Origin of the sequence: Bacillus alveayuensis (assembly GCA_030812955.1) — a bacterium.
GTDB lineage: Bacteria > Bacillota > Bacilli > Bacillales > Aeribacillaceae > Bacillus_CB > Bacillus_CB alveayuensis.
This window is the reverse complement of sequence record JAUSTR010000012.1, coordinates 14,087-36,138: the sequence shown is the minus strand read 5'-3', so window position 1 is coordinate 36,138 and position 22,052 is coordinate 14,087. Positions and strand designations below refer to the sequence as shown.

Sequence of the window (22,052 nt, the reverse complement as noted above, 5' to 3'; positions counted from 1 at the left end):
AGCATGTTGCAATGAGGAGGGCGTAAGCATGAAAACAAATAAATGGTTATTAATGAACTTTAGACTTGCACTTAGCAGCGTCCTTCTCAGCATGCTGGCAGCCTTCATGGTAAATTCATTCCAGTGGACTCTTGAAAGTCGTCAGGAAATTACATTCGGGTTTAAAGGTGAAATAACTATCCTGACCATGATAAAGGGTTCACAGGAGGTTGCGGCGGCAGATGCTGCATCTGCACAAAATGCGTTAAAATCCTATATTGATGAACAGTCTCTAGCCTTGGTCTATGCCTCGATCGGCGATGGCCGACCTGAAATGATTGTTTTCGACCCACATGGCATCCTCCCATGGTTTCCAGAAGCCACCAACGAGAGTCTTGACTCAACGACAACACGTGCCTACCTTTTTCGAGGTATGTACACGGCACATCGGTGGTCAGCTTTTGGTATAGTGCCTCTTTTACCAAAAGGAGTTGAAGTTTCTGGTGTGATTGATGCTCCCAAAGGAACTGATAACCTTCAATACGCACGGACCATTGGTCGGGAACTACTGCCTCCTGGAAATTACACGATAAATACTTCGAACCCGGATCAAGTAAAACATGTTATCGACCTATTCTATCAGATGGGATTTGTCCCCCAAGCAAGCCAAAAGATTCCGTTATTTACATATTTCATTAGAAATCCATTGGTCATAATCACCGTGCTCTTTCTAGTCATGGGGCAAATCTGCGTTGCCTTTGATTGGTTTCTCTACAACCAGGGACGTGCACGGGAGTTCAGTATCCGTAGGTGCTACGGAGCCTTATACACTGACCTTATCCGAGAGAATCTAATGAGTGGGATACCTGGACTGTTGGTGGGTAGTGTTATAGGAGGAATCCTGTCAAATCTGCTGATAGCAGGAATCAGCCAAATGAATTTAGAGCTAACTAACTTTCAGACATTCACAGGTGTTGCTGTCTCGTTCGCCATAGTCATCGTGACGTGGTCTTCGACACTTTATGTGGTTATTAAGACAAGTCAGGGGGTAAGTGTTGATGCGTGAGATGTGGGCAGGATTTATCATGGCCTGCCGGCGTTGGCCGGCGATGTTAGGACTTGCAGGGATGATTGCGGCAGCCTGCGTTGTATTCGCGCTCGCCTTAGAGGAAGTTGTATCCCAGTTTGCTGTTCTGAAAGGAGCCGAGCATCTACGGGAGCAGCGCGCTGTCACTTTTACCCCTTACTATCCTCACGATGGTGAGGAGAGTCATGTAGGGAACGAGACTGTACAATATGTGATAAACGAAATTAACCACCAGAAGGGTTATACTGCGATCGTTAACAACATGGGTTTTGATGATCCTGATTTCGCAGGTGGACATCCTACATTGGTACTGTTCGGTGATGTACTTCTGGATTTATTCCCGGAACTCCCGCTGTGTCAACCCGCACCGTGTGCTATGAAGGGATCAAAACTCGCTGATGAAAAGATCAACGTTGTGAAGATGGCAGGAGAAAATATTCCAGTGGTCGGAACACTACCTTCAGGAGCTACTTTTTTTGATCCATCGGCTGCCGGTTTACCCTTGGATAGCCGCATCGTCATCAGAGCGCCAACGAAACTTCTTCCTCTACTAAATTCCATTGAGAAAGAAGAGGCGATGGCTCGAACTGTCCTGCTAGCTCCGGATGCCAAGGTGGTAGACACGTTTGTTACCGGAAATGCAAATAATGAATTGTTTCTTATTCCCCACGACATTACTGTAGATCAACCTCAACGATTTCGTGAAATAATGAAGGGTTCTGCCATGTATATTGTAGGCATGTTGAGCTTTTTAGTGTTAGTTTTCGTTGCTTTCGTTTCCACCGCACGCTTGACGATTCGCCAGGAACATCGGGCTTTCAAGATCAGAGCTATGTATGGAGCTACACCTTTTCATCTTAGCCTTCGTATTGGCGGCTTTTTGGCAACCGTAGTCCTTATTCCACCGTTCGTCCTACTTTCACTGCTTTTATTGTATCTAAATGTGGCGGGTGCCCCCGCACCGGATGTGCCACTATGGGTCATGCTGGCGATCTTGATTACGTTCGTTTTGTTATGGTTTTGGTCTGTACGTAACATAGAAAAGATTGGAGGATGGAAATGAAACCGATCCTTGAAGCTCGAAATGTGTCAAAAATTTATGGTAATGGTCGTACACAAGTAATGGCTCTTGACAATGTTTCCATGCAACTTAACGCTGGTGAATGTGTTATGTTGATGGGATCATCTGGAAGCGGCAAATCGACACTGTTGAGTATATTGGGGTTAATTAGTCGGCCAACCAAGGGTCATATACTCTTCCAAGGTGAAGATGTCTTGGAACGTGAACGTATCCGGGCTAAGCTAAGGAACGCGTATTTTGGATATATCCATCAGGATTACGCAATTATTGAGAATGAAACCGTTGAAAGTAATGTTTTGATTCCACTCCAATATGCCAGCCAACGTCCTGGCCGTCAGGAGCGGCAGCGGAGGGTACTGCGAGCATTGGAAAACGTCGGTCTAGATTGGGCCTTAAAGAAGAAACCGTCGGAGCTTTCGGGCGGTGAACGCCAACGTGTTGCTATTGCTCGGGCTTTAGTGAATAATCCTAGCGTCATACTCGCCGATGAGCCGACAGCAGCCCTAGACAGTAAGACAGCACAATCGGTAATAACTCTCATTCTATCCTTCAAGGAAAAGGGTACAGCAGTGCTTGTGGCGACACACGATGATAAGGTAGCCAAGCTGGGGGATCGGATCCTACGGATCAATGACGGTCGTCTCATTACAAATGAGAAAATGACAAAACCTGATAAGAAGCAGTTAAGTTAAATCCTTAAAGAAAAAAGAATTGATCCATGAAAAAGGAAGTAAACATATTTCACTCTTTGGAGCATTATCTTCACGGAATGGTGTACCGTCTTTTTGTCCCGATTTGATTACTTACGAAAAACCTAAAAAAAGATAGAAAAAGCGGAAAATATTAACATGAAAAACTTTAAAACAGTAAATATTAGATATTAAGACGAAATTTTGTTCACAAAATGAATGATTGAACACATCAAATAGTGCTAAATAGTTATACGGTTCATTATCCAATTAACCAAAATTTCTAAATAAACCGTTAGAGGGGCATATTTCTGCAGGGACTATGATTGTGAACAGAGCGACTTTATTCGGGAGTTTTTTGATTATGTCATAGAACTTTTTAGTAGTGTTTCCACTTCATAGAGCAATAATCTGAATATGGAATATTGATCTAATAATGGATAAAGAAAAAAGACAAGTACTGAGTCGTGAGTTGAGAACATTAAAAGGTGAAGCAGGTATAATTTCGTTCAGTTATTGAAGAGTATCGTAAAAAAGTTATAGGTAGTTACTTTTCGATTATGAATTCCGTCATCTTTGATTAATTTACACATTGTACATTTAAGTAACTTAAAGGTTGAAATAAGTATGGCGAGACGTCGTTATCTTTCGCCTAATTTTTTGCCTCTTAAATTACCACGGTGAACCGTACCATAAATAAAGAATGTATCCGTTCATAAATAACGGCAAATCAAAGCCTAAACACAGCTTCTTGCATGAGTTAAGGCTTTGGTTTTTATGTGTTCCTAGTGCCTTATGGATGAACTTAACACTATTTTACCAGCTATAAATAGTTTATAATTTTTAGATAATACTAGATATATTAATCCATAAATAATTATAATAGACTATGGAATGGTTTACAGAAAAGTTTTGTTCATAAGGTGACGACTTGCTTTTGTTACAACTAAGCAGGAGTACCTACGTTTTTTTGCAATTATAGGGGATAAGGGGAAGGTCAAAATGAATAACATGCTTAAAAAAACAGACGTTATTTTAATTGGTGCTGGTGTTATGAGTGCGACTTTGGGAACTTTACTGAAAGAGCTAGCACCGGAATGGGAAATCAAAGTGTTTGAGAAACTTGCCAATGCAGGAGAAGAAAGCTCTAACGAATGGAATAATGCGGGGACGGGCCATGCTGCACTGTGTGAACTTAACTATACACCTGAAAAATCTGACGGAACGATAAATATTAGCAAAGCTATTAAAATTAATGAACAGTTCCAGATTTCCAGACAGTTTTGGTCTTACCTTGTAAGCAGCAATCTGATTCGTAATCCGCAGGACTTTATTAGGCCAATACCGCATATGAGTTTAGTACAAGGGGAAAAAAATGTAGAGTTTTTGAAAAAGCGTTTTGAAGTGCTTTCGAGCAATCCGTTGTTTCAAGGGATGGAATATTCTGAAGATCCTGAAAAGCTTATGGAATGGATTCCACTTATCATGGAAGGTCGTACATCGAGTGAACCGATAGCGGCAACAAAAATTGACTCTGGAACGGATGTCAACTTTGGTGCTTTAACCCGCATTTTGTTTGACCACTTAAAGAGTAAAAACGTCGAGATAAACTACAAGCATAGTGTCGAGGATATTAAACGTACTAGCGACGGCTTGTGGGAATTGAAAGTGAGAAATGTCGATAATGGCCATGTTGAGCGCCATGCAGCAAAATTTGTCTTTATTGGCGCTGGGGGCGGAAGTTTGCCTTTACTACAAAAAACTGGAATTCCTGAGTCGAAGCATATTGGAGGATTCCCAGTAAGTGGGCTATTTATGGTATGTAAAAATCCAGAAGTGGTAGAGCAGCATCACGCAAAAGTATATGGCAAAGCTAAGGTGGGGGCTCCTCCAATGTCTGTTCCACATCTTGATACAAGATATATCGACAACAAAAAATCATTGCTGTTTGGACCGTTTGCTGGTTTCTCACCAAAGTTTCTAAAAAATGGTTCAAACTTTGATTTAATCCGTTCCATAAAACTGAATAATGTCCTCACGATGTTGGCGGCAGGCATAAAAGAGATGAAATTGACAAAATACCTCATCCAGCAAGTTCTGCTATCGAATGAAAAGCGCATGGAAGAATTACGCGAGTTTGTTCCGACCGCCAAAAGCGAGGATTGGGATATAGTGGTAGCGGGGCAGCGTGTGCAAGTGATCAAAGATACGGAGACCGGTGGCAAAGGAACGCTACAATTTGGTACGGAAGTTATTTGCTCTGCTGATGGCTCTGTGGCTGCGCTACTCGGCGCTTCTCCGGGTGCTTCGACTGCCGTACACGTCATGCTTGAGGTAATAGAAAAATGCTTCCAACAACATCTGAAAGAGTGGGAGCCAAAAATAAAAGAAATGATTCCTTCTTATGGCGTGTCATTAGTAGAAAACCCAGATCTATTCCAAGAAATTCAAGCTTCAACAGCACAGACGCTTGGTCTAAGCAAAAAAGAACTAGTCTATAGTTAAAGCTTTTAATGTAATAAAAATGATATATAGAATGGAGTCAATCATATAGAATATTATTGAAAATAAAACACTCTATGGTGCTTGAACATAGTAGAGTCAGGAACTGTTATTAAAAGGCTCTTTTCTAAAAGATTGTTGCTTTACAACCATAGCTTTTTTTCGACTGTCCAGGCAAGCGACATGCTTGCTATGTCACACTTTAGTGTGAGTCGAAAAGCAACAAAGTTTACGAAAACAGCCTATTAAAAAAACGCCAAAGAACTAATGATTCTTTGGCGTTTGAAAAAGGTGTTGTGTGTCCCGTTCGTTTTAATTTCTAATAAGATAATCGAATGCTCCTAAAGCTGCATTAGCTCCTGAGCCCATCGAAATAATGATCTGTTTGTATGGGTTATTTGTACAATCTCCTGCAGCAAAGACTCCAGGGATATTTGTAGCTCCATGCTTATCTACAATAATTTCACCAAAGCGTGTACGTTCAACCGTTCCTTCTAACCAATCAGTATTTGGTACAAGTCCGATTTGCACAAATACACCTTGTAATTCGATATGTTTCTCTTCCCCTGTGTCACGCTCAACGTAGGTAATACCGTTCACATTGTCTGTACCGGTAATTTCTTTTGTTTGAACGTTCTTTAAAACCGTTACATTTGGGAGGCTATATAGGCGTTTTTGTAGCACGTCATCTGCTTTTAGTTCTGGCATAAACTCAAGTAGTGTTACATGCTTCACAATACCTGCGAGATCAATCGCTGCCTCAACACCAGAATTGCCTCCACCAATAACCGCTACATGTTTACCTTCGAACAATGGACCGTCACAATGAGGACAATAGGCTACACCTTTGTTTTTAAATTCTTGTTCACCAGGAACACCAAGATTGCGCCAACGAGCCCCTGTGGCAATGATAACACTTTTACTTTTTAGAATTGCACCATTTTCGAGTTCCACTTCGAAAAGGTCATTCTTTTCTAAGCGAATAGCACGCTGTGATTTCATCACATCAACATCATACTCTTTCACATGCTCTTCAAGACTTGCTACGAGCTTAGGCCCTTCAGTATGTTTGACACTGATAAAATTTTCAATGCTCATTGTGTCAAGGACTTGTCCGCCAAAACGCTCAGCAACAATACCTGTACGAATTCCCTTACGTGCTGCATAGATGGCCGCACTCGCTCCGGATGGACCTCCTCCAATGACAAGCACATCATATGGTTCTTTAGCCGACAGTTCTTCTGCACTTGGTCCATCGCCTAACTTGGCAAGGATTTCTTCAAGAGTCATACGACCGCCACTAAAGAATTCACCATTTAAGAATACAGATGGAACGGCCATCACATTTTTGCTTTCAGCCTCTTCTTTGAAGGCTGCTCCATCGATCATTGTATGAGTAATACTAGGGTTGAGAATACTCATTATGTTTAGTGCTTGTACGACATCTGGACAGTTGTGGCAACTTAGGCTAACGAAGGTTTCAAAGTGATATTCGCCGTTAATGTTTTTGATTTTATCAATGAGACTTTGATCGATCTTTGGCGGTCTTCCACTAACTTGTAGTAAAGCTAGCACTAACGACGTAAATTCGTGTCCTAAAGGAACACCAGCAAAGATGACACCTGTGTCTTCACCTACACGGTTCACACTAAAGCTCGGTGTTCTCTTTAATTGAGTATTCTCGATCGTAATTTTAGATGACATGGAAGCTAGCTCATCGACAAGAGCTAGCATATCCTTCGATACGTCATCAGAACCTGCACTCACTTTAATGACGATATCGTTTTCCATAAGTTGAAGGTACTGGTTTAACTGTGCTTTAATATCTGCTTCAAGTACCATTTATCAATCGCACTCCTTAAATTTTTCCTACAAGATCAATGCTTGGCTTAAGTGTTTCTGCACCTTCCTGCCATTTAGCAGGGCAAACTTCACCCGGATTATTGCGTACATATTGTGCCGCCTTAATTTTATTAATAAGTGTACTTGCATCACGACCGATGCCGTCTGCGTTAATTTCAACAGCTTGGATAACCCCGTCTGGATCAATGATAAAAGTACCGCGATCTGCAAGACCTGTTTCTTCGTTTAGTACTTCAAAGTTGCGAGAGATTGTTTGTGAAGGGTCACCAATCATTGCGTACTGAATTTTTCCAATTGTTTCTGAGCTATCGTGCCAACCTTTGTGTGTAAAGTGAGTATCCGTTGAAATTGAGTATACTTCAACACCGAGTTTCTTTAGTTCCTCGTAATGATTTTGAAGATCTTCAAGTTCTGTTGGGCAAACAAATGTAAAGTCTGCAGGATAGAAGCAAAATACACTCCATTGACCTAATAGGCTTTCATCTGTAACATCGATAAACTCACCATTTTTATAAGCTTTTGCTTTGAACGGTTTTACTTTAGTTCCAATTAATGACATATTCAATCTTCCTCCTTCATGGTAATAAATTAAAATTATTATAATCACAAATTTATTATTATATAAAATTGTATTTTTGTAAAGAAAAAAGATTTTTTAATAGAAATTAAAATGACTATTTAACAAATAATACATCTATAAATCCACTTGCCTTAAGGAATAAAAGCTATTGAAAAGAAAAAATCATTTGACATAGCAAGCGTGTCGCTTGCCTGGACAGTTGAAAAGCTAAGGTTGTAAAGCAACAATCTTTTAGAAAAGAGCCAATTTTAAAAGGGACGACTGACGAGTAGTTGTTTCATCATCATTTTCGATGATGATTAAGATAGATGGAATTCGAGAGTGTTACTACCTCTTGACGGCGGAATTAATGTCAGACACCAACTTTTTTTCTTCATCATTCGGAACGAGAAACGATCGTGAAAAAGGAGATGAATCCTGTAGGAACAAAGGTAGCTGAGTTGGTGCGAGGGAATATCCGTTATTTCGATCATTCGTCAGGAACGCCTATTTATCAAGCGTTAAAAGCATTGAAAGGGTTTTAAAAAAGCGAAAAAGGCACAAGCAAGCAGGATGAGAGGACTAGAAAGCGCTTACATAAATTAAGTTATTTAAACCAAATATATCCAACAAATGAAAACATCAAAAAATCTCCCACAAACTCTTGACTCAATCTTTTCTTCTTATACATCTAGAGGAAGTATTGTTTGCGTGTTATAATTTTCAGTAGAAATCATTTCATTGCTCATAAAAAATCGTTCTTTCTGTAAAGTTTGGGTTGGTCACCTTCATTTTACTAGATTGGACGATTTTTTTGTGCATTTTATTAAGAAAATCATAAAAATAGGGGCCCCAAAAAGTCAGCTACACTGACTTTTTGAACAGCCCCTATTTGACGTTTACAATTATTGTTCAATTTTTCTTGTCGATTACAAAAAATCAAGTGCATGTTCTATTGACAGTACCTAATTGTATAGAGGAAGGGATATGAATCCCCATGAAATATAAACCTAACTTTTTTACACTCTTATTGTTGATTGATCAGTTTCCGGTTTTTTTATTTCAGAATTATTTGTGTACCATATGAATTTACCTGTGAATCCATAAATGATTGAAATAATCACAACCAAAAAGTTAAACCACAGGAATGGGAGATATGATAATGTAGATACCCCTAGTACAGTCGCCATATATACTCCTCCGTCTGACCATGGGACCATTGGTGTAGTAACAGTACCTCCAGCCTCTGTATTTCTTGATAGAACACGTTTGTCAATTTTTAAGCGCTCATAGTTTTCTTCGGTTATTTTACTAGCTGTAATTAGTGATACGTAAGCAGCACCGCCAAAGAAATTCCCAAAAAAACCAGCAAGTAAAGTTGAAAGTGTTAGTTTTCCAGCATTATTTGCCCATGAGAGCATGTTATTGCAAATTACTTTTAATATCCCAACTTGTTCCATCAATCCGCCTAAACCAAGGGCAAATATGATTAAAATGATCACCTCAAACATCCATGCAATACCACCGCGATTTAATAAATTGTCAATAAAATCAACACCTGATTCAATTGAATATCCATTGTAAGAAGTTTTAATTGCTTCTAATAATGTCATGTCTTGGAAGAGATAAGCCCAAATGGCACCTAGTAATGCCCCGAAAGTGATAGTTGGAATAGATGGCTTTTTTAGCGATAGCATCAAAATAACAGTGATTGCAGGAATTAGCATATACCATTCTATATGAAAATATTTTGCTAATGAGGACATGGCATCTTCAGCTTGTGATAGGCTTGGAGATCTATCAATGTACAAAAAACCCACTAATAAGTACAATATACTTGCTCCAACAAATGCAGGAGTACTCACAAAAAGCATTGAACGAATATGTTCCACCAAATCTACTTTTGATAATGAAGCGGTCATAACAGTTGTATCAGATAAAGGTGAAAGCTTATCTCCAACGTATGCACCTGAAATGACTGCCCCAGCCACTAGTGGGAGGGGAATACCAAAGCTATGACCGATTCCCATCATTGCAATTCCAGCTGTGCCAGCTGTACCAAATGAAGTCCCTGTTGCTAAAGAAGTAACTGCACAGATGACAAATGTTGCAAAAAGGAAAATACTTGGGTTAATAATACTTAAACCATAGTATATGATACTAGGCACAATTCCGCCCGCAATCCAAGTTCCAATTAGAGCGCCTACTGTAGTTAAAACTAATACTGCTTCCATGCCTTGATTTATTCCATTTAATAAGCCTTTTTGCATGTCTCTATAAGTATGTCCAAGTTTTAAACCTAAGAAAATAACTAAAAACCAAGAAACGAATAGGGCAAGTTGTATAGGTAGACTTAAAACACCAATGAATAAATACATAATGAGAATGAAACCAATTAATACAATGGACACCTCAGCAATATTCGGTAATCGTGTTTTTTTACTCATTACATGAACCCCTCCTAATGGTTATATTTAGATTTAAATTAATATTATGAAAATTCAGTAAATAAATATAAGGAGTAGATTCTATAAAAGAATCTACGGAAAATACCGATGAACAAGCTTTGGCTCCAACGGAACATGAAAATGATCGTCTTTTACAAAGGAATTAATGAATTCCTGTCATTGGAGGTATAAGAAGAAACCCTCCTTTTAACGGGTCATTTTTGTCATAGATGAACTGGTGCATACCTGTCACCCATGCGGACCCAGTAATTTCTGGTATAACCGCATCAAATTCTTTTATTTTTGTGACATCGACTATCTTCGATTTGAAAAGGCTTCCAATAATACTTTCATGAACAAAGAGTTCATTAATTTTTATTTCATTGCGTGCGTACAAGGCGGCAAGTTTTGCCGAGGTGCCTGTGCCACAAGGTGAACGGTCAATTCCTCCTGGTGGTACCACAACTGTATTTTTGCAATGTGCTTGTTCATTAGTAGGATCTGTATAGAACTCAATATGAGTCAATCCCTTAATAAAAGAGTGTTCGGGATGAATAACATCGGTTGTTTGATTGATTGTATCGCGAATTTTAACAGCAGTATCGATGATTTTTGCGGCATTTTCTGGTACAAGTTCTAACCCGATTGTTCTTGCATCGATAATACCGTAAAAGTTCCCACCGTAGGCAATATCGCAATATACTTCTCCGATATTTTCAACATTAACACGTATACTCTTTAATAAAAATGAAGGGATATTACGAAATGTCACTTCTTTTGCCTGACCATTTTCTACTTTGATTTTCACTTTTACTAAACCAGCTGGTGTATCTAATTTCAAATCCGTATAAGGTTCTTGAACCGGTACTAGCCCTGCTTCAACTAGTGCTGTACAAAAACCAATCGTATCGTGTCCGCACATTGGTAAATAGCCGCCGGTTTCGATATAGATGACACCTACATCTGCTTCAGGATGACAAGGCTCTATAAGTAAAGCACCTGACATCACATCATGACCTCTTGGTTCAAACATAAGGAATTTTCGAATCCAATCATATTCCTCTTTCATGTGAAGCATTTTCTCAGACATCGTTTTTCCTTCTAACTTCGGAAGTCCGTTAATAACTGTTCTTGTAGGGTTTCCTCCGGTATGAGTATCAATCGTATGAAAGATTTTTTGAAATTTCATGAACGAGCAACTCCTTCTTTCGTTTTAAAGCGATCGTATCTTAATGGTTCGATGGGAACTGATGTGTGTGATTCTTCCCTGATTAATTCGTCGATTAGTTTCCCTGTGATAGCAGCTAAACTAATTCCATCACCTTCGTGACCAGCAGCAATATAAAATCCAGGGACTTCATCAACGTGAGAGATAATAGGTAGATGATCTTCTGTCCATGGGCGTAGACCCGCATAAGTTCTAATGACTAACATATCAGCCATTTTAGGATAAAACCGAATTGCACGACGTGCCACGCATTTGATAACATCAATATTCACGGTTGTATTAAATCCCACGAATTCTCTACTGCTTCCAATCAAAAAATTTTGACTTTCTGTTGGTTCAAATACTAAAGCTACGCCATACTTTTCAGTTAAAGGATCTACTTTTCGTTTGCCACCAAACTTCGACATTAGGTAACCAAATTCCATAACTTTTCTAAGACCAACAGGCTGTTGCCTCGATGCAACAATAATATGGCCTTTTCTTGGTTGAATGGGAATGGAAATGCCAAGCATCTTTCCGATTTTGGAAGCCCATACCCCAGCGGCATTTACGACTTTTTTGGCTATAAATAATCCGTTTGTTGTTTCGATTTCAAAGTCTCCCGTAGTTAATTTTTTGATTAACTGAACTTCAGTATGGGTGTAAACTTCAACTCCTCTTTTTTTTGCTCCTTCTGCTAGTGCGAATGAAAACATGTAAGGATTAACAGTTGAATCGGTTTTACATTCTAATCCTCCTAATAAGTCATCAGCAAAAAAAGGGGATTCTTGCTTAATATCGCTTTGATCTAGCATTCGAAAAGGAAGTCCCGCTTCTTTTTGCCGTGCCACCCATTTTTCTGCGGCCATCATTTCTTCTTCAGTTTCACACACTAAAATACTGCCGGGTGCTCGATATTCAAAGTGGTACTCTAATTCTTTACTTAATTCGTCTACTAATTTCTGGCTAGCTAAAGACATTTGGCTATCGAATCCTGGATCTTTATCAATCGCTAGTATGTTTCCGTCACATCTGGATGATGTCCCACTTGCTAATTCGTTTTTTTCTAATACGGCTACACTTAGCCCCGATTTTGATACGTAATAAGCAATAGCACTGCCAATAATTCCTCCTCCTACGATGATTATTTCAAATGTTTTTTTCAACATCCTCCCTCCTTTCACCCATTATAAAGAGCAAAAACTATGCCAACAGAAAACGGTTGCAACTTATTTATAATTGACAAAATATTTTTACATATATAATATAATTGTGTATAAAATTTTATAATATGTAAAAAATATTAGACATCATATAGGGGGATGGGTGTGAATTATAAGCTTCCTAGTTTAGAAGAAATTGTTAACCGGGACTTTGTTGTTTTTAAATCTAAAAAAGAAATGATCAGTGCTGCTGATGCTGATGCGGCTTTTCTTATAGATCAAGATGTCTTTTATATCATCGGTTTTGATCCGCTAAAGCTGTCAAAAAGTATGATGGTGGATTGTGACACACCCATAGAAGAAGTAGTGAAATATGTAAAAAAATATCGTTGTTTATTGGTAAAAGACCATGCAGGAAGCCCTATTGGATTTATTGACTCTGGGATTGTGAGCGACTGTTTATTCAACTCTTTTAGGTGCTTGCGCGCTTTTTTCGATACTGTATTAGAAACAATGGATGCATCCTGCACGGTGATTGATAAAGATGAAACGGTATGTGCTTGGACAGAAGGAGCAGAAAAAATTTTTTCTATCCCGAGAGACGATATCATCGGCAAACCTGTTACAAGCTTCTTTGAACCGGATATGCTGGAAATTTTAAAAACGTTAAAGCATGGGCGAAAACTTCATAGGCATCGTCATCAGCCAAGACCTGATTTGTTTGTGTTAATTAATTCTAACCCCGTTTACCTCGATGGAAAGATCATCGGTGCAGTGGTGTCTGAAACAGACATTACAAGTCAAGTACGCCTAAACCAAGAATTGTTTAATATGTCCACCGAGGTTCATCGATTAGAGCAGGAGGTGGCGAGATTAAGACCTTCGAACGATCCGTTTAGCACGATAAAAGGGAGAAGCAGAGCGATTAGGAAAACGATTGAAATGGCCCGAAAGGTTAGTTCAGCTAAGTCAACCGTTTTGATATTAGGGGAGAGCGGGGTTGGAAAAGAATTATTTGCTAAAGCCATTCATGATGCACGTGAGACACCCAACGCTCCATTTATACCTATAAATTGTGGGGCAATTCCAGCGTCTTTGTTTGAAAGTGAGTTATTTGGCTATGAAAGGGGAGCGTTTTCGGGGGCAGACCAAAGAGGGAAAAAAGGAAAAATAGAATTGGCGAGAGGTGGAACATTATTTTTGGATGAAATCGGTGAAATGCCAATGGAAATGCAAGTTAAGTTATTGCGAGTGTTGCAGGAAAAGAAATTTTATAGAATAGGAGGGACAAAGGAAATCGACGCAGATTTCAGAGTAATTGCTGCGACGAATAGAAATTTAGAGGATATGGTGAAAGAAGGGAAATTTAGAGAAGATTTGTTTTATCGCTTAAACGTCATAAGCATTAATATCCCTCCTTTAAGGGAAAGAAAAGAAGATCTAATCGAACTGACTCATTACTTTTTGTATGAATTTTCTATAAGATATAACAGACCAATTCATGGTATTTCTCAAGAAGTAATGAATGAATTATTTAACTATAGTTGGCCTGGGAATGTACGTGAACTTCGAAATGTTATTGAACGTTTGGTAGTGCTTGCTGCAGATGGAATTATAAAAATAGAGGATTTGCCTTTTGTTCATCAAGTCGATAACCACAGTGTGAACATTTATAATCAGTTTGAAGAGACTAACGCTGACGTTGATAAAATCTTATCACTTAAAGAAGAATTAGAGATGTGCGAAAAAAAAATTATTGAGAGAGTGCTTCGAATAGAAAATGGAAATAAACAAGCGTGTGCGAAGAGATTAGGTGTTACACGAGCAACGTTATACAATCGAATGAAGAAACTCGGTATTAAAATGTAATTTTCTGCGTACCTATTGGCATGTTTTTTGCAAGTTATAATTACAGAATCTATACTATCTACTATTCATTGAATGAGGAGGGAAACACATGAAGACCTCAACAGATTTTATTGTATGTCGATGCGAAGAAGTCTCTTACCAAAATATAGTTGAAACATCTATAAAATACAAATGTTCATCAAGGGAACTGAAATTAAGAACTCGTGCTGGTATGGGATTTTGCGGTGGGAGAACGTGTCGATATCTTATTGATATGATTGCTGCTGATTATGACGAAAAAAATACTATGACTCTCAACACCCCACTTAAATATCAAGCTCCCGTAAGACCTGTTACATTCGGATTGTTAGGTGATCTAAAATGAATAATCGTATTATTAACCATCCAGTTTTAGGTGAAATAAAAAATCGCAAAAAGATACCATTTCATTTTAATGGTCAATATTATGAGGCGTATGAAGGAGAAACTATTGCAGCAGCGCTTTTGGCCAATAATATTCGCATATTGCGTTTTCATGAAGAAAGTGGCACAGCAAGAGGAATTTATTGCAATATTGGGCATTGTTTTGAATGCAGAGTAACTGTAAATGGTTGTAATAATGTAAGAGCCTGCATTACTTTAGTGGAAGAAAATATGGATATTCATAACGGAAAAAGACAACCAACACCAATTAAAGATTTGTTTAAAGGGGAAAATAACATATGAGCGAATTAGTCATTATTGGAGCTGGACCAGCAGGATTAGCTGCGTCAATTGCTGCAAGAGAATGTGGTCTTAAGGTAACATTAATTGATGAATTTATAAAACCGGGAGGAAGATTATTAGGGCAACTTTATAAGGAAAACGATGGAACATGGTGGAACGGTATTAAAGAAACTGATAAATTAGTTGCTCGAGCAGATAATCTAGGAGTAGAAATTAAATGTGGAATATCAGTTTATCACTTGGATAAATATGAACATGGGTGGAGTGTTTACACAAACGATGGAATTATGCAAACCCCATATGTTTTATTAGCAACAGGTGCAGCCGAATATCCAATACCAATGTCAGGATGGACTTTGCCTGGAGTGATGTCAGTAGGGGCTGCACAGGTAATGACTAATGTTCATCGTGTAAAAGTTGGAAAAAAGGGAGTTATCATTGGGGCTAATATTCTTTCCTTTGCGATCATGCATGAACTAAAGCTTGCCGGACTTAATATTGAGTGTATGATATTACCTCCGAAAAATGAGATATCAAAGACGGCCGCTGATCCAATGGAAGTGATGAAAAGTTTATTAAGAGCATCCCACTTAGCTCCATCCTCTATATTAAGATTAGGAAGTCGATTAATGATAAATGAATCATTACGTAAGTTAGCACTTCGTTTTTTCCCGAAAAAAGGCATAAGTGTATGGGGAATACCTTTTCATTTGCGGAAGGCAGCTATTGAAATAATAGGTGAGAAACAAGTAGAAGGGGTAAAAATAGCGGATATCACAGTAGATGGAGAGCCTATTAATGGAACTGAAAAAATAATACCAGTTGATTTTGTTTGCATATCTGGAGGACTATATCCACTTGCAGAATTAGCTGCAGTGGCTGGGTGTCCATTTCGCTATATTCCTGAACTGGGCGGGCATATCCCACAACATAATGAACGAATGGAAACACCTTTAAAAGGTCTATATGTTGCAGGAAATATTACTGGAATTGAAGGAGCTAAAGTCGCAATAGCACAGGGATTTGTAGCTGGTTATTCAATAGCGGATAACGCGGGAATATCGACAGAAACCGTAAAGCAGAAATTACAACAAGCAATTAAAAACGTAAAATACATTCGTGAAAAGGCAATTATTCAGTTTTATCCAAATGTCAAAGAAAATAGAGAAAAACTGTATGGTACGTATCAATATATTTAGTTAGGAGAATGGATGGTATCACATGATAAATTCTATGAGACCATCCATTTTTTAGTAATTAAAAATCACCCAGTGATGTATGCAATCACTGGGTGATTTTTATAGAAAATATGCTTAAAAATGATATTTAATGGCACAAGTCTTAATTTGAGAGTAAAAATCAAGCGCTGATTGCCCTTGTTCCCTTGAATGAGAGCTTGATTGCTTCATCCCACCAAATGGCGCCTGATACTCCACACCAGCTGTTTCCTGGTTGACTCTCACCATTCCAACTTCCGCTTCTTCTAGGAAACGATGAGCTTTTGATAAATCAGTGGTAAAAATAGAAGCGCTTAATCCATAAACGGTTTCGTTACATAACTGAATTGCTTCATCATAGTCTTTAGCAACTAGTACAGTTGTTAATGGACCAAATATTTCCTCCTGAACTAACTTATGTTGTGTATTTATTCCACCTACCACCAGCGGTCTAATAAAATAACCATCATTATTGCTTTCAATAGTTCCCTGTGCAATAATTTCCGCTTCATCATTAGCTATTTTTACGTAAGAAGAGACAGTTTCATATTGGTCTATAGATGCAACAGGGCCAAGATATGAATCTGAAAGGAGTGGATTTTTAGCTTTTAATAAAGAGACTTCTTCACTAAATGATTTCATAAAAGTGGAGTAAATGTCTTCTTCAACAATGATGCGGCTGGTTGCTGTACATTTTTGACCAGCTGAACGGAAAGCACCACTTAATATCATAGGAATCGTTTTTTCGATATCAGCATCACGAAGGATAATAGCTGCATTTTTGCCCCCCATTTCAGTTTGATACTTAATATTTCGTTTGCCGCAAATGGAAGCGACTTGCTTGCCGACATTCGATGAGCCCGTAAAACTAACAGCATTGATATTCGCACTTTCGAGAAGGGTATTCCCCACTTCTCGGCCTTTTCCAATGATAAGATTTAAAACTCCGTTCGGGAGTCCTGCTTGTTGGAATATTTCCATTAACTTCGTTGCAGACAGCGCTGCGTTTTCTGCTGGTTTCCATATAACTGAATTCCCGCAAATAAGAGCGGGAGCAATTTTCCAAATAGGAATGGCCACTGGAAAATTCCATGGTGTAATAATTCCTACTATTCCTAATGGAACGCGTTTGGAATATTGTAGCACATTTTTATCACTTGAAGGAATGACATCTCCATTTGAGCGCGTGCCTTCCGCGGCGTAATAACGCAATAAGTTGATTCCCCGTACTACTTCACCTCGCATCTCACCAATCGGTTTTCCCATTTCCCTACTTGCAAGCACGGCTAATTCCTCAAGATGATTTTCCAATGCTTCTGCCATCTTATACAGGTAGTTGCCCCGTTCAATTCCTGTCATGTTCGACCATATTTTGAATCCTTCTTTTGCTGCCCTTTCCGCTTCAAATACATGTTTGTCGGAAGAATAGTAAAGGATGCCAACTTCTTCTTGGAGGTTGGAAGGGTTATAGACAATGGTTTCGTTTTCTTCAATCGATACCCATTCTCCACCTATAAAATTTTTAGATTCAATTAGCGATTTTGTGTTCATAATCTGACCTCCCAATCGATGTTTTTATCAGTATTTCAGTTATTAATTCAAATGATTTTAATTTTTTTAGAAACTTAAAGGATAAGGAAGACTCCTTACCCTTTCTATTACAACAATTAATATTGAACTTTTTCCATTGCCCTCTCGAAGTCCTTTCTTACCTTTTCATATTCTTCTTGAGGTAATGGCAGTCTAGGTGGACGTGCAGGACCAACAGGTTGTCCAGCTAATTCCATCATATACTTAATGTATTGAACCAATTGAGGGCTAGCATCGTAATGAAATAAAGGAAGGAGACGACGGTAAAGTTTCAATGCTTCGTCTATTTTTTTATCTTTGGCTAAATTGAATAATCTAACTCCTTCTTTAGGTAATGCGTTAGGAACACCGGAAATCCATCCTGTTGCTCCTACCACCGGACCTTCTAATGATAAATCATCAACGCCGACCATGACTTCTAAATCTGTTCTATCTAGAATATCATGCATGCGGCGGATATCACCAGAGAATTCTTTTACGGCAACAACATTTTCAAATTTTGCAATCTCTTCAAGCAAATCAGGAGTTAAATCCGTTGGATAATCCCTAGGGTTATTATAAGCAACAATAGGTATACCTACTTTATTAATGGCTTCATAATGGGAGATAATCTCGTTTCTCAAAGGTTTGTAGTTAATAGGCGGAAGTACCATTACACCTTCGGCACCAGAGTCTTTTGCATGTTCAACCCATTTTATTACTTGTTGTGTAGATGGGGCAGCTGCACCAACAACGACCGGCACACGCCCTCGAGAAGCTTCAATGACAGTTTCGACAACCTTTGCTCTCTCCTCAGGAGTAAAAGTAGCATATTCACCGAGTGATCCTGTAGGAACTAGTCCTTGTACTCCTTCTTGAATAAGCCAATCGCATAGTTCATACAACCTTTTGTAATCGACTTCAAAATTTGCTGTAAATGGAGTGACAAGCGCAACATAAACTCCCTCAAACTTTGCCATTTACAATTCCCCTTTCTGTTTAATTTCTATTCATAACTTTATAATGCAAAATCCGTACCAACAGTTTTCTTGATAATTATGTAAATTTTTTTATACATATAACAAATCATTATGTATAAAAAAATTTACAGTGTATAAAAAATTTAAAAAAGACACCTAAATATAAATGATATTAGATGTTTTTTATCTGAAGGGTTTAAGTTGATTTGATTGATAGCTGAAAGAGCCAATTTATTTGATTTTCTTTTAAAGATCTAATTTTACAAAATACCCATATATGTAAACCTATATCAAAACATTCTTATAATTACAAACATTTACAAATATTATTCTTTGTTATGTATCACAAAAAATATTAACTAATTTCGTGAGGGCTCCTCTATGAAAAAGAATAGTCAATGTTTAAAATGATATAAAAGATTTAAAATTATGAAAATTCAATATCGAGGGGGTAAATAAAATGAGAAAAGTTTTTTTGATTTGCTTAGTAATATTTTTAATGGTTGTAACCGGTTGTTCTGGTAAAAATCAAAAGAGTACTGTGGAAGAAACGAGTATCGAGCCGAAAGCGGGAGGGGAACTTGTTATTAGTGATGCAACAGACGCCAATACACTTGATCCTCATAAAGCGACAACAGCCGCATCTATGCGCTACATAGAAAATATGTACAGTACATTGTTGCGCTACAAAAGTGGCACTTACGGTGAATTAGAAGGAGATTTAGCAAAAGAATATTCTATATCTGAGGATGGAAAGGTATATACGTTCAAGCTTCATGAAGGTGTAAAGTTCCATAACGGCGATCCTTTAACTTCAAAAGATGTAAAGTACTCCATTGAAAGAATTATAGCAAATGAGGTTCGAGCCCCACAATTTGAATTTGTAGAAAAAATTGAGACACCAGATGATCACACAGTTGTTATTACATTAAAACAACCAGTAGCACCGTTTTTAACGTTTTTAGCATATCCTATGAATGCAATTGTAAATAAAAATGTTGTTGAACAAAATAACGGTAGTTTAGATAAAGCAGACGCAGGCAGTGGACCGTTCCAATTAGTAGAATGGAAAAAAGATCAACACTTAATTTTAGAGAAATTTCCTGATTATTTTGTAAAAGGGAAGCCTTATTTAGATAAAGTAATTTGGAAGCCCATTGCCGATAATACAGCTAGAACAACAGCTCTTCGCAATAAAGAAATTGATATTATGTTGCAAGTAGAGCCTCAAGATATTAAAAAGCTTGAAAATAACAATGGTTTTGTAGTGAAATCAGTTACGGGTACATTCTGGGAATATTTAGGTCTTAATACTTCTAAAGGTCCTCTAGCTAATAAAAAAGTTCGCCAAGCAATCGCTTGGGCTATCGATCGTGAATCTCTTAATAAATTAGTAAAATTCGGACAAGCAAAAGTGTTAACTGGAGGACCAATCCCTGAAGGACATTGGGCTCATGATAATTCAAATATTTATCCGAAACGTGATTTAGAAAAAGCTAAACAATTAATGAAAGAAGCAGGATATGAGAAAGGCTTTAAAGTCACTCTAAAAGTTAGTCCTAAACAAGATCAAGTTAATGCTGCTCAAATTATTAAGCAACAACTAAAAGAAATTGGTATCGAAGTAGAAGTATTAACACAAGAACCTAGTATTTTCTTCGATGCATTAGGAAAGAAAGACTTTGAAATGACAGTAGTAGGTTGGGTTGGATTTGTTGATCCTGATGAATATTTATATAACATCTTCCATACTGGCGAAATTTGGAATCAACAAAATTACTCTAATCCGAAAGTAGATGAATTACTTGAGAAAGGTCGAGTAACAATTGACCAAGAAGAACGTAAAAAAATTTACGCAGATGCACAAAAGCTAATTGCAGAAGATGCCCCAATGGTGTTTCTATATGTTAATAAACAAACATCTGCATTTGTTGATAGCGTAAAAGATTTCGATGTAAATCCTACTGTAACAACTATTTCTCTTCGTGATACTTGGTTAGATCGTTAATAAATAAAGGTAAAATGGGGGTGGCTCATAAGGGTTTGTATATCCTTTGGAGACACCCTCAATCAATGAACCATCTTTTTTTAGATTAGTAGTGTTGCTGAAAGTTTTTTTCTCATTGGATGACTCAACAAGTAAACGTTAGAAGTGAAAAAACTGAGGGAAAAACGAAGGGAGAAGAGAAAATGGTAAAATTTATTTTAAAGAGAATATTTATTGCGATCCCTGTTTTATTCGGGATATCTATCATTGCCTTTTTCTTAGTTCGACTTGTTCCCGGTGATACCGTTACAGCAATGTTAGGTGCTAATTATAATGAAGAACAAGCTGAAGTATTGCGTAGTAAGTACGGTTTAGATAAACCGCTAATGGTACAATATTTTATTTGGATATCGAATGTGTTACAAGGTGATTTTGGCGAATCTACTTTTACAAGTCAGCCTGTAATAAGTGCTATTATGGAGAGATTACCCGTTACCATTGAGTTAACAATCCTTAGTTTACTTTTTGCTATTATCATAGCAATTCCATTAGGTAGCATTGCCGCTATACGTAGAAATACGTTAATTGATTATTTTGCTAGTTTTTTTGGTTTGATTGGTATCTCAATTCCTCGATTTTGGTTAGCGACAATTATGATTTTGTTGCTTTCTTTAAAGATGGGACGGCTTCCATCTGGAGGATTCGTAAGTTTTTTTGAAGATCCAATTGCTAATCTCCAATGCATGGTTATGCCAGTCATTGCGATGGGAACATCTGTTGGAGCAGTCATAATGAGGATGACTCGTTCAACAATGTTGGAAGTCATCGGACAAGAGTATATTAAAATGGCTAGAGCGAAAGGTGTTCCAAATAGCTTATTAGTTTGGAAACATGCTTTAAAAAATGCGTTAATCCCTGTGGTGACAGTCATTGGAATTCAAGCTGGTTATCTTATGGGGGGAACTGTTGTAATTGAGCAAATTTTCTCGCTCCCAGGAATAGGATTATTAGCCCTTCAAGCGATTACAAATCGCGATTATGCGTTGCTACAAGGAACGATTCTTTTTATTGCGAGCGCTTTTGTTATCATTAATTTATTTGTGGATATAATATATGCCTTCTTAGACCCAAAAATTCGTTATTAAGGA

General features: G+C 37.9%; 18 protein-coding genes. 11 read left to right on the top strand and 7 right to left on the bottom strand.

Features of this window, described 5'->3' with window-relative positions:
• Positions 1 to 28: 28 nt before the first annotated feature.
• The 4 genes from J2S06_RS11700 (at position 29) to J2S06_RS11685 (ending at position 5,341) form a co-directional block, all read left to right on the top strand.
• Positions 29 to 1,045 (top strand): hypothetical protein, encoded by a 1,017-nt coding sequence (locus J2S06_RS11700; RefSeq protein WP_419152410.1) that lies wholly within the window; start codon positions 29 to 31, stop codon positions 1,043 to 1,045.
• Positions 1,038 to 2,129, top strand: a complete 1,092-nt coding sequence (locus tag J2S06_RS11695) for a hypothetical protein (protein ID WP_419152409.1) — start codon at positions 1,038 to 1,040, stop codon at positions 2,127 to 2,129. The genes J2S06_RS11700 and J2S06_RS11695 overlap by 8 nt, the downstream gene beginning before the upstream one ends.
• Positions 2,126 to 2,839, top strand: a complete 714-nt coding sequence (locus J2S06_RS11690) for an ABC transporter ATP-binding protein (protein ID WP_419152408.1) — start codon at positions 2,126 to 2,128, stop codon at positions 2,837 to 2,839. The genes J2S06_RS11695 and J2S06_RS11690 overlap by 4 nt, the downstream gene beginning before the upstream one ends.
• A gap of 999 nt (positions 2,840 to 3,838) precedes the next feature.
• Positions 3,839 to 5,341, top strand: coding sequence for a malate:quinone oxidoreductase (locus J2S06_RS11685; RefSeq protein WP_419152407.1), 1,503 nt, complete (start codon positions 3,839 to 3,841; stop codon positions 5,339 to 5,341).
• A gap of 309 nt (positions 5,342 to 5,650) precedes the next feature.
• On the opposite strand, the gene ahpF is transcribed toward J2S06_RS11685, so the two are convergent.
• Both ahpF and ahpC read right to left on the bottom strand, forming a co-directional pair.
• Positions 5,651 to 7,180 carry an alkyl hydroperoxide reductase subunit F gene (gene ahpF, locus J2S06_RS11680; RefSeq protein ID WP_419152406.1) on the bottom strand — a complete coding sequence of 510 codons (1,530 nt, stop codon included), beginning with the start codon at positions 7,178 to 7,180 and terminating at the stop codon, positions 5,651 to 5,653.
• Between the two features lie 16 nt (positions 7,181 to 7,196).
• The gene (gene ahpC / locus J2S06_RS11675; RefSeq protein ID WP_044896008.1) at positions 7,197 to 7,760 is read right to left on the bottom strand and encodes an alkyl hydroperoxide reductase subunit C; all 564 of its coding nucleotides are present in this window, start codon (positions 7,758 to 7,760) and stop codon (positions 7,197 to 7,199) included.
• Between the two features lie 419 nt (positions 7,761 to 8,179).
• Here ahpC and J2S06_RS11670 point away from each other — a divergent pair, with 419 nt between their 5' ends.
• Complete coding sequence (locus J2S06_RS11670; RefSeq protein ID WP_419152405.1) at positions 8,180 to 8,305, top strand: hypothetical protein; 126 nt, start codon at positions 8,180 to 8,182, stop codon at positions 8,303 to 8,305.
• Between the two features lie 474 nt (positions 8,306 to 8,779).
• Here J2S06_RS11670 and nhaC read toward each other — a convergent pair whose 3' ends face one another.
• From nhaC to J2S06_RS11655, 3 genes are all read right to left on the bottom strand, one after another.
• Positions 8,780 to 10,207: a Na+/H+ antiporter NhaC gene (nhaC, locus tag J2S06_RS11665; protein WP_419152404.1), complete on the bottom strand. Its 1,428-nt coding sequence runs from the start codon at positions 10,205 to 10,207 to the stop codon at positions 8,780 to 8,782.
• A 163-nt stretch (positions 10,208 to 10,370) separates the two neighbouring features.
• The gene (locus J2S06_RS11660) at positions 10,371 to 11,396 is read right to left on the bottom strand and encodes a proline racemase family protein (protein WP_419152403.1); all 1,026 of its coding nucleotides are present in this window, start codon (positions 11,394 to 11,396) and stop codon (positions 10,371 to 10,373) included.
• Entirely contained in the window at positions 11,393 to 12,583 is a 1,191-nt protein-coding gene (locus J2S06_RS11655) for an NAD(P)/FAD-dependent oxidoreductase (protein WP_419152402.1), read from the bottom strand. The genes J2S06_RS11660 and J2S06_RS11655 overlap by 4 nt, the downstream gene beginning before the upstream one ends.
• Positions 12,584 to 12,814: 231 nt before the next feature.
• Here J2S06_RS11655 and J2S06_RS11650 point away from each other — a divergent pair, with 231 nt between their 5' ends.
• From J2S06_RS11650 to J2S06_RS11635, 4 genes are all read left to right on the top strand, one after another.
• Positions 12,815 to 14,446, top strand: coding sequence for a sigma-54 interaction domain-containing protein (locus J2S06_RS11650; protein WP_419152433.1), 1,632 nt, complete (start codon positions 12,815 to 12,817; stop codon positions 14,444 to 14,446).
• Positions 14,447 to 14,534: 88 nt separating this feature from the next.
• A complete protein-coding gene (locus J2S06_RS11645) occupies positions 14,535 to 14,810 on the top strand; it encodes a (2Fe-2S)-binding protein (protein WP_044748535.1) in 276 nt (91 codons plus the stop codon).
• Entirely contained in the window at positions 14,807 to 15,151 is a 345-nt protein-coding gene (locus tag J2S06_RS11640) for a (2Fe-2S)-binding protein (protein ID WP_044748534.1), read from the top strand. The genes J2S06_RS11645 and J2S06_RS11640 overlap by 4 nt, the downstream gene beginning before the upstream one ends.
• Complete coding sequence (locus J2S06_RS11635) at positions 15,148 to 16,350, top strand: NAD(P)/FAD-dependent oxidoreductase (RefSeq protein ID WP_419152401.1); 1,203 nt, start codon at positions 15,148 to 15,150, stop codon at positions 16,348 to 16,350. Before J2S06_RS11640 ends, J2S06_RS11635 begins: the two co-directional genes overlap by 4 nt.
• Before the next feature lie 114 nt (positions 16,351 to 16,464).
• Here the strand turns inward: J2S06_RS11635 and J2S06_RS11630 are convergent, their stop codons facing one another.
• Positions 16,465 to 17,901, bottom strand: coding sequence for an aldehyde dehydrogenase family protein (locus tag J2S06_RS11630; RefSeq protein ID WP_419152432.1), 1,437 nt, complete (start codon positions 17,899 to 17,901; stop codon positions 16,465 to 16,467).
• 134 nt (positions 17,902 to 18,035) lie between these two features.
• Complete coding sequence (locus J2S06_RS11625; protein WP_044748532.1) at positions 18,036 to 18,917, bottom strand: dihydrodipicolinate synthase family protein; 882 nt, start codon at positions 18,915 to 18,917, stop codon at positions 18,036 to 18,038.
• 460 nt (positions 18,918 to 19,377) lie between these two features.
• Between J2S06_RS11625 and J2S06_RS11620 the strand changes: the two genes are divergently transcribed.
• Together J2S06_RS11620 and J2S06_RS11615 are read left to right on the top strand one after the other, a co-directional pair.
• A complete protein-coding gene (locus J2S06_RS11620) occupies positions 19,378 to 20,925 on the top strand; it encodes an ABC transporter substrate-binding protein (RefSeq protein WP_419152400.1) in 1,548 nt (515 codons plus the stop codon).
• Between the two features lie 182 nt (positions 20,926 to 21,107).
• Positions 21,108 to 22,049, top strand: coding sequence for an ABC transporter permease (locus J2S06_RS11615; RefSeq protein ID WP_419152399.1), 942 nt, complete (start codon positions 21,108 to 21,110; stop codon positions 22,047 to 22,049).
• Positions 22,050 to 22,052: the final 3 nt, after the last annotated feature.

Bases quoted from the DNA above. Each gene is read 5' to 3' on its own strand.
- J2S06_RS11700 (WP_419152410.1), top strand. From the start codon at position 29: ATGAAAACAAATAAATGGTTATTAATGAACTTTAGACTTGCACTTAGC.
- J2S06_RS11695 (WP_419152409.1), top strand. From the start codon at position 1,038: ATGCGTGAGATGTGGGCAGGATTTATCATGGCCTGCCGGCGTTGGCCG.
- J2S06_RS11690 (WP_419152408.1), top strand. From the start codon at position 2,126: ATGAAACCGATCCTTGAAGCTCGAAATGTGTCAAAAATTTATGGTAAT.
- J2S06_RS11685 (WP_419152407.1), top strand. From the start codon at position 3,839: ATGAATAACATGCTTAAAAAAACAGACGTTATTTTAATTGGTGCTGGT.
- ahpF (WP_419152406.1), bottom strand. From the start codon at position 7,180: ATGGTACTTGAAGCAGATATTAAAGCACAGTTAAACCAGTACCTTCAA.
- ahpC (WP_044896008.1), bottom strand. From the start codon at position 7,760: ATGTCATTAATTGGAACTAAAGTAAAACCGTTCAAAGCAAAAGCTTAT.
- nhaC (WP_419152404.1), bottom strand. From the start codon at position 10,207: ATGAGTAAAAAAACACGATTACCGAATATTGCTGAGGTGTCCATTGTA.
- J2S06_RS11660 (WP_419152403.1), bottom strand. From the start codon at position 11,396: ATGAAATTTCAAAAAATCTTTCATACGATTGATACTCATACCGGAGGA.
- J2S06_RS11655 (WP_419152402.1), bottom strand. From the start codon at position 12,583: ATGTTGAAAAAAACATTTGAAATAATCATCGTAGGAGGAGGAATTATT.
- J2S06_RS11650 (WP_419152433.1), top strand. From the start codon at position 12,815: ATGATCAGTGCTGCTGATGCTGATGCGGCTTTTCTTATAGATCAAGAT.
- J2S06_RS11645 (WP_044748535.1), top strand. From the start codon at position 14,535: ATGAAGACCTCAACAGATTTTATTGTATGTCGATGCGAAGAAGTCTCT.
- J2S06_RS11640 (WP_044748534.1), top strand. From the start codon at position 14,807: ATGAATAATCGTATTATTAACCATCCAGTTTTAGGTGAAATAAAAAAT.
- J2S06_RS11635 (WP_419152401.1), top strand. From the start codon at position 15,148: ATGAGCGAATTAGTCATTATTGGAGCTGGACCAGCAGGATTAGCTGCG.
- J2S06_RS11625 (WP_044748532.1), bottom strand. From the start codon at position 18,917: ATGGCAAAGTTTGAGGGAGTTTATGTTGCGCTTGTCACTCCATTTACA.
- J2S06_RS11620 (WP_419152400.1), top strand. From the start codon at position 19,378: ATGAGAAAAGTTTTTTTGATTTGCTTAGTAATATTTTTAATGGTTGTA.
- J2S06_RS11615 (WP_419152399.1), top strand. From the start codon at position 21,108: ATGGTAAAATTTATTTTAAAGAGAATATTTATTGCGATCCCTGTTTTA.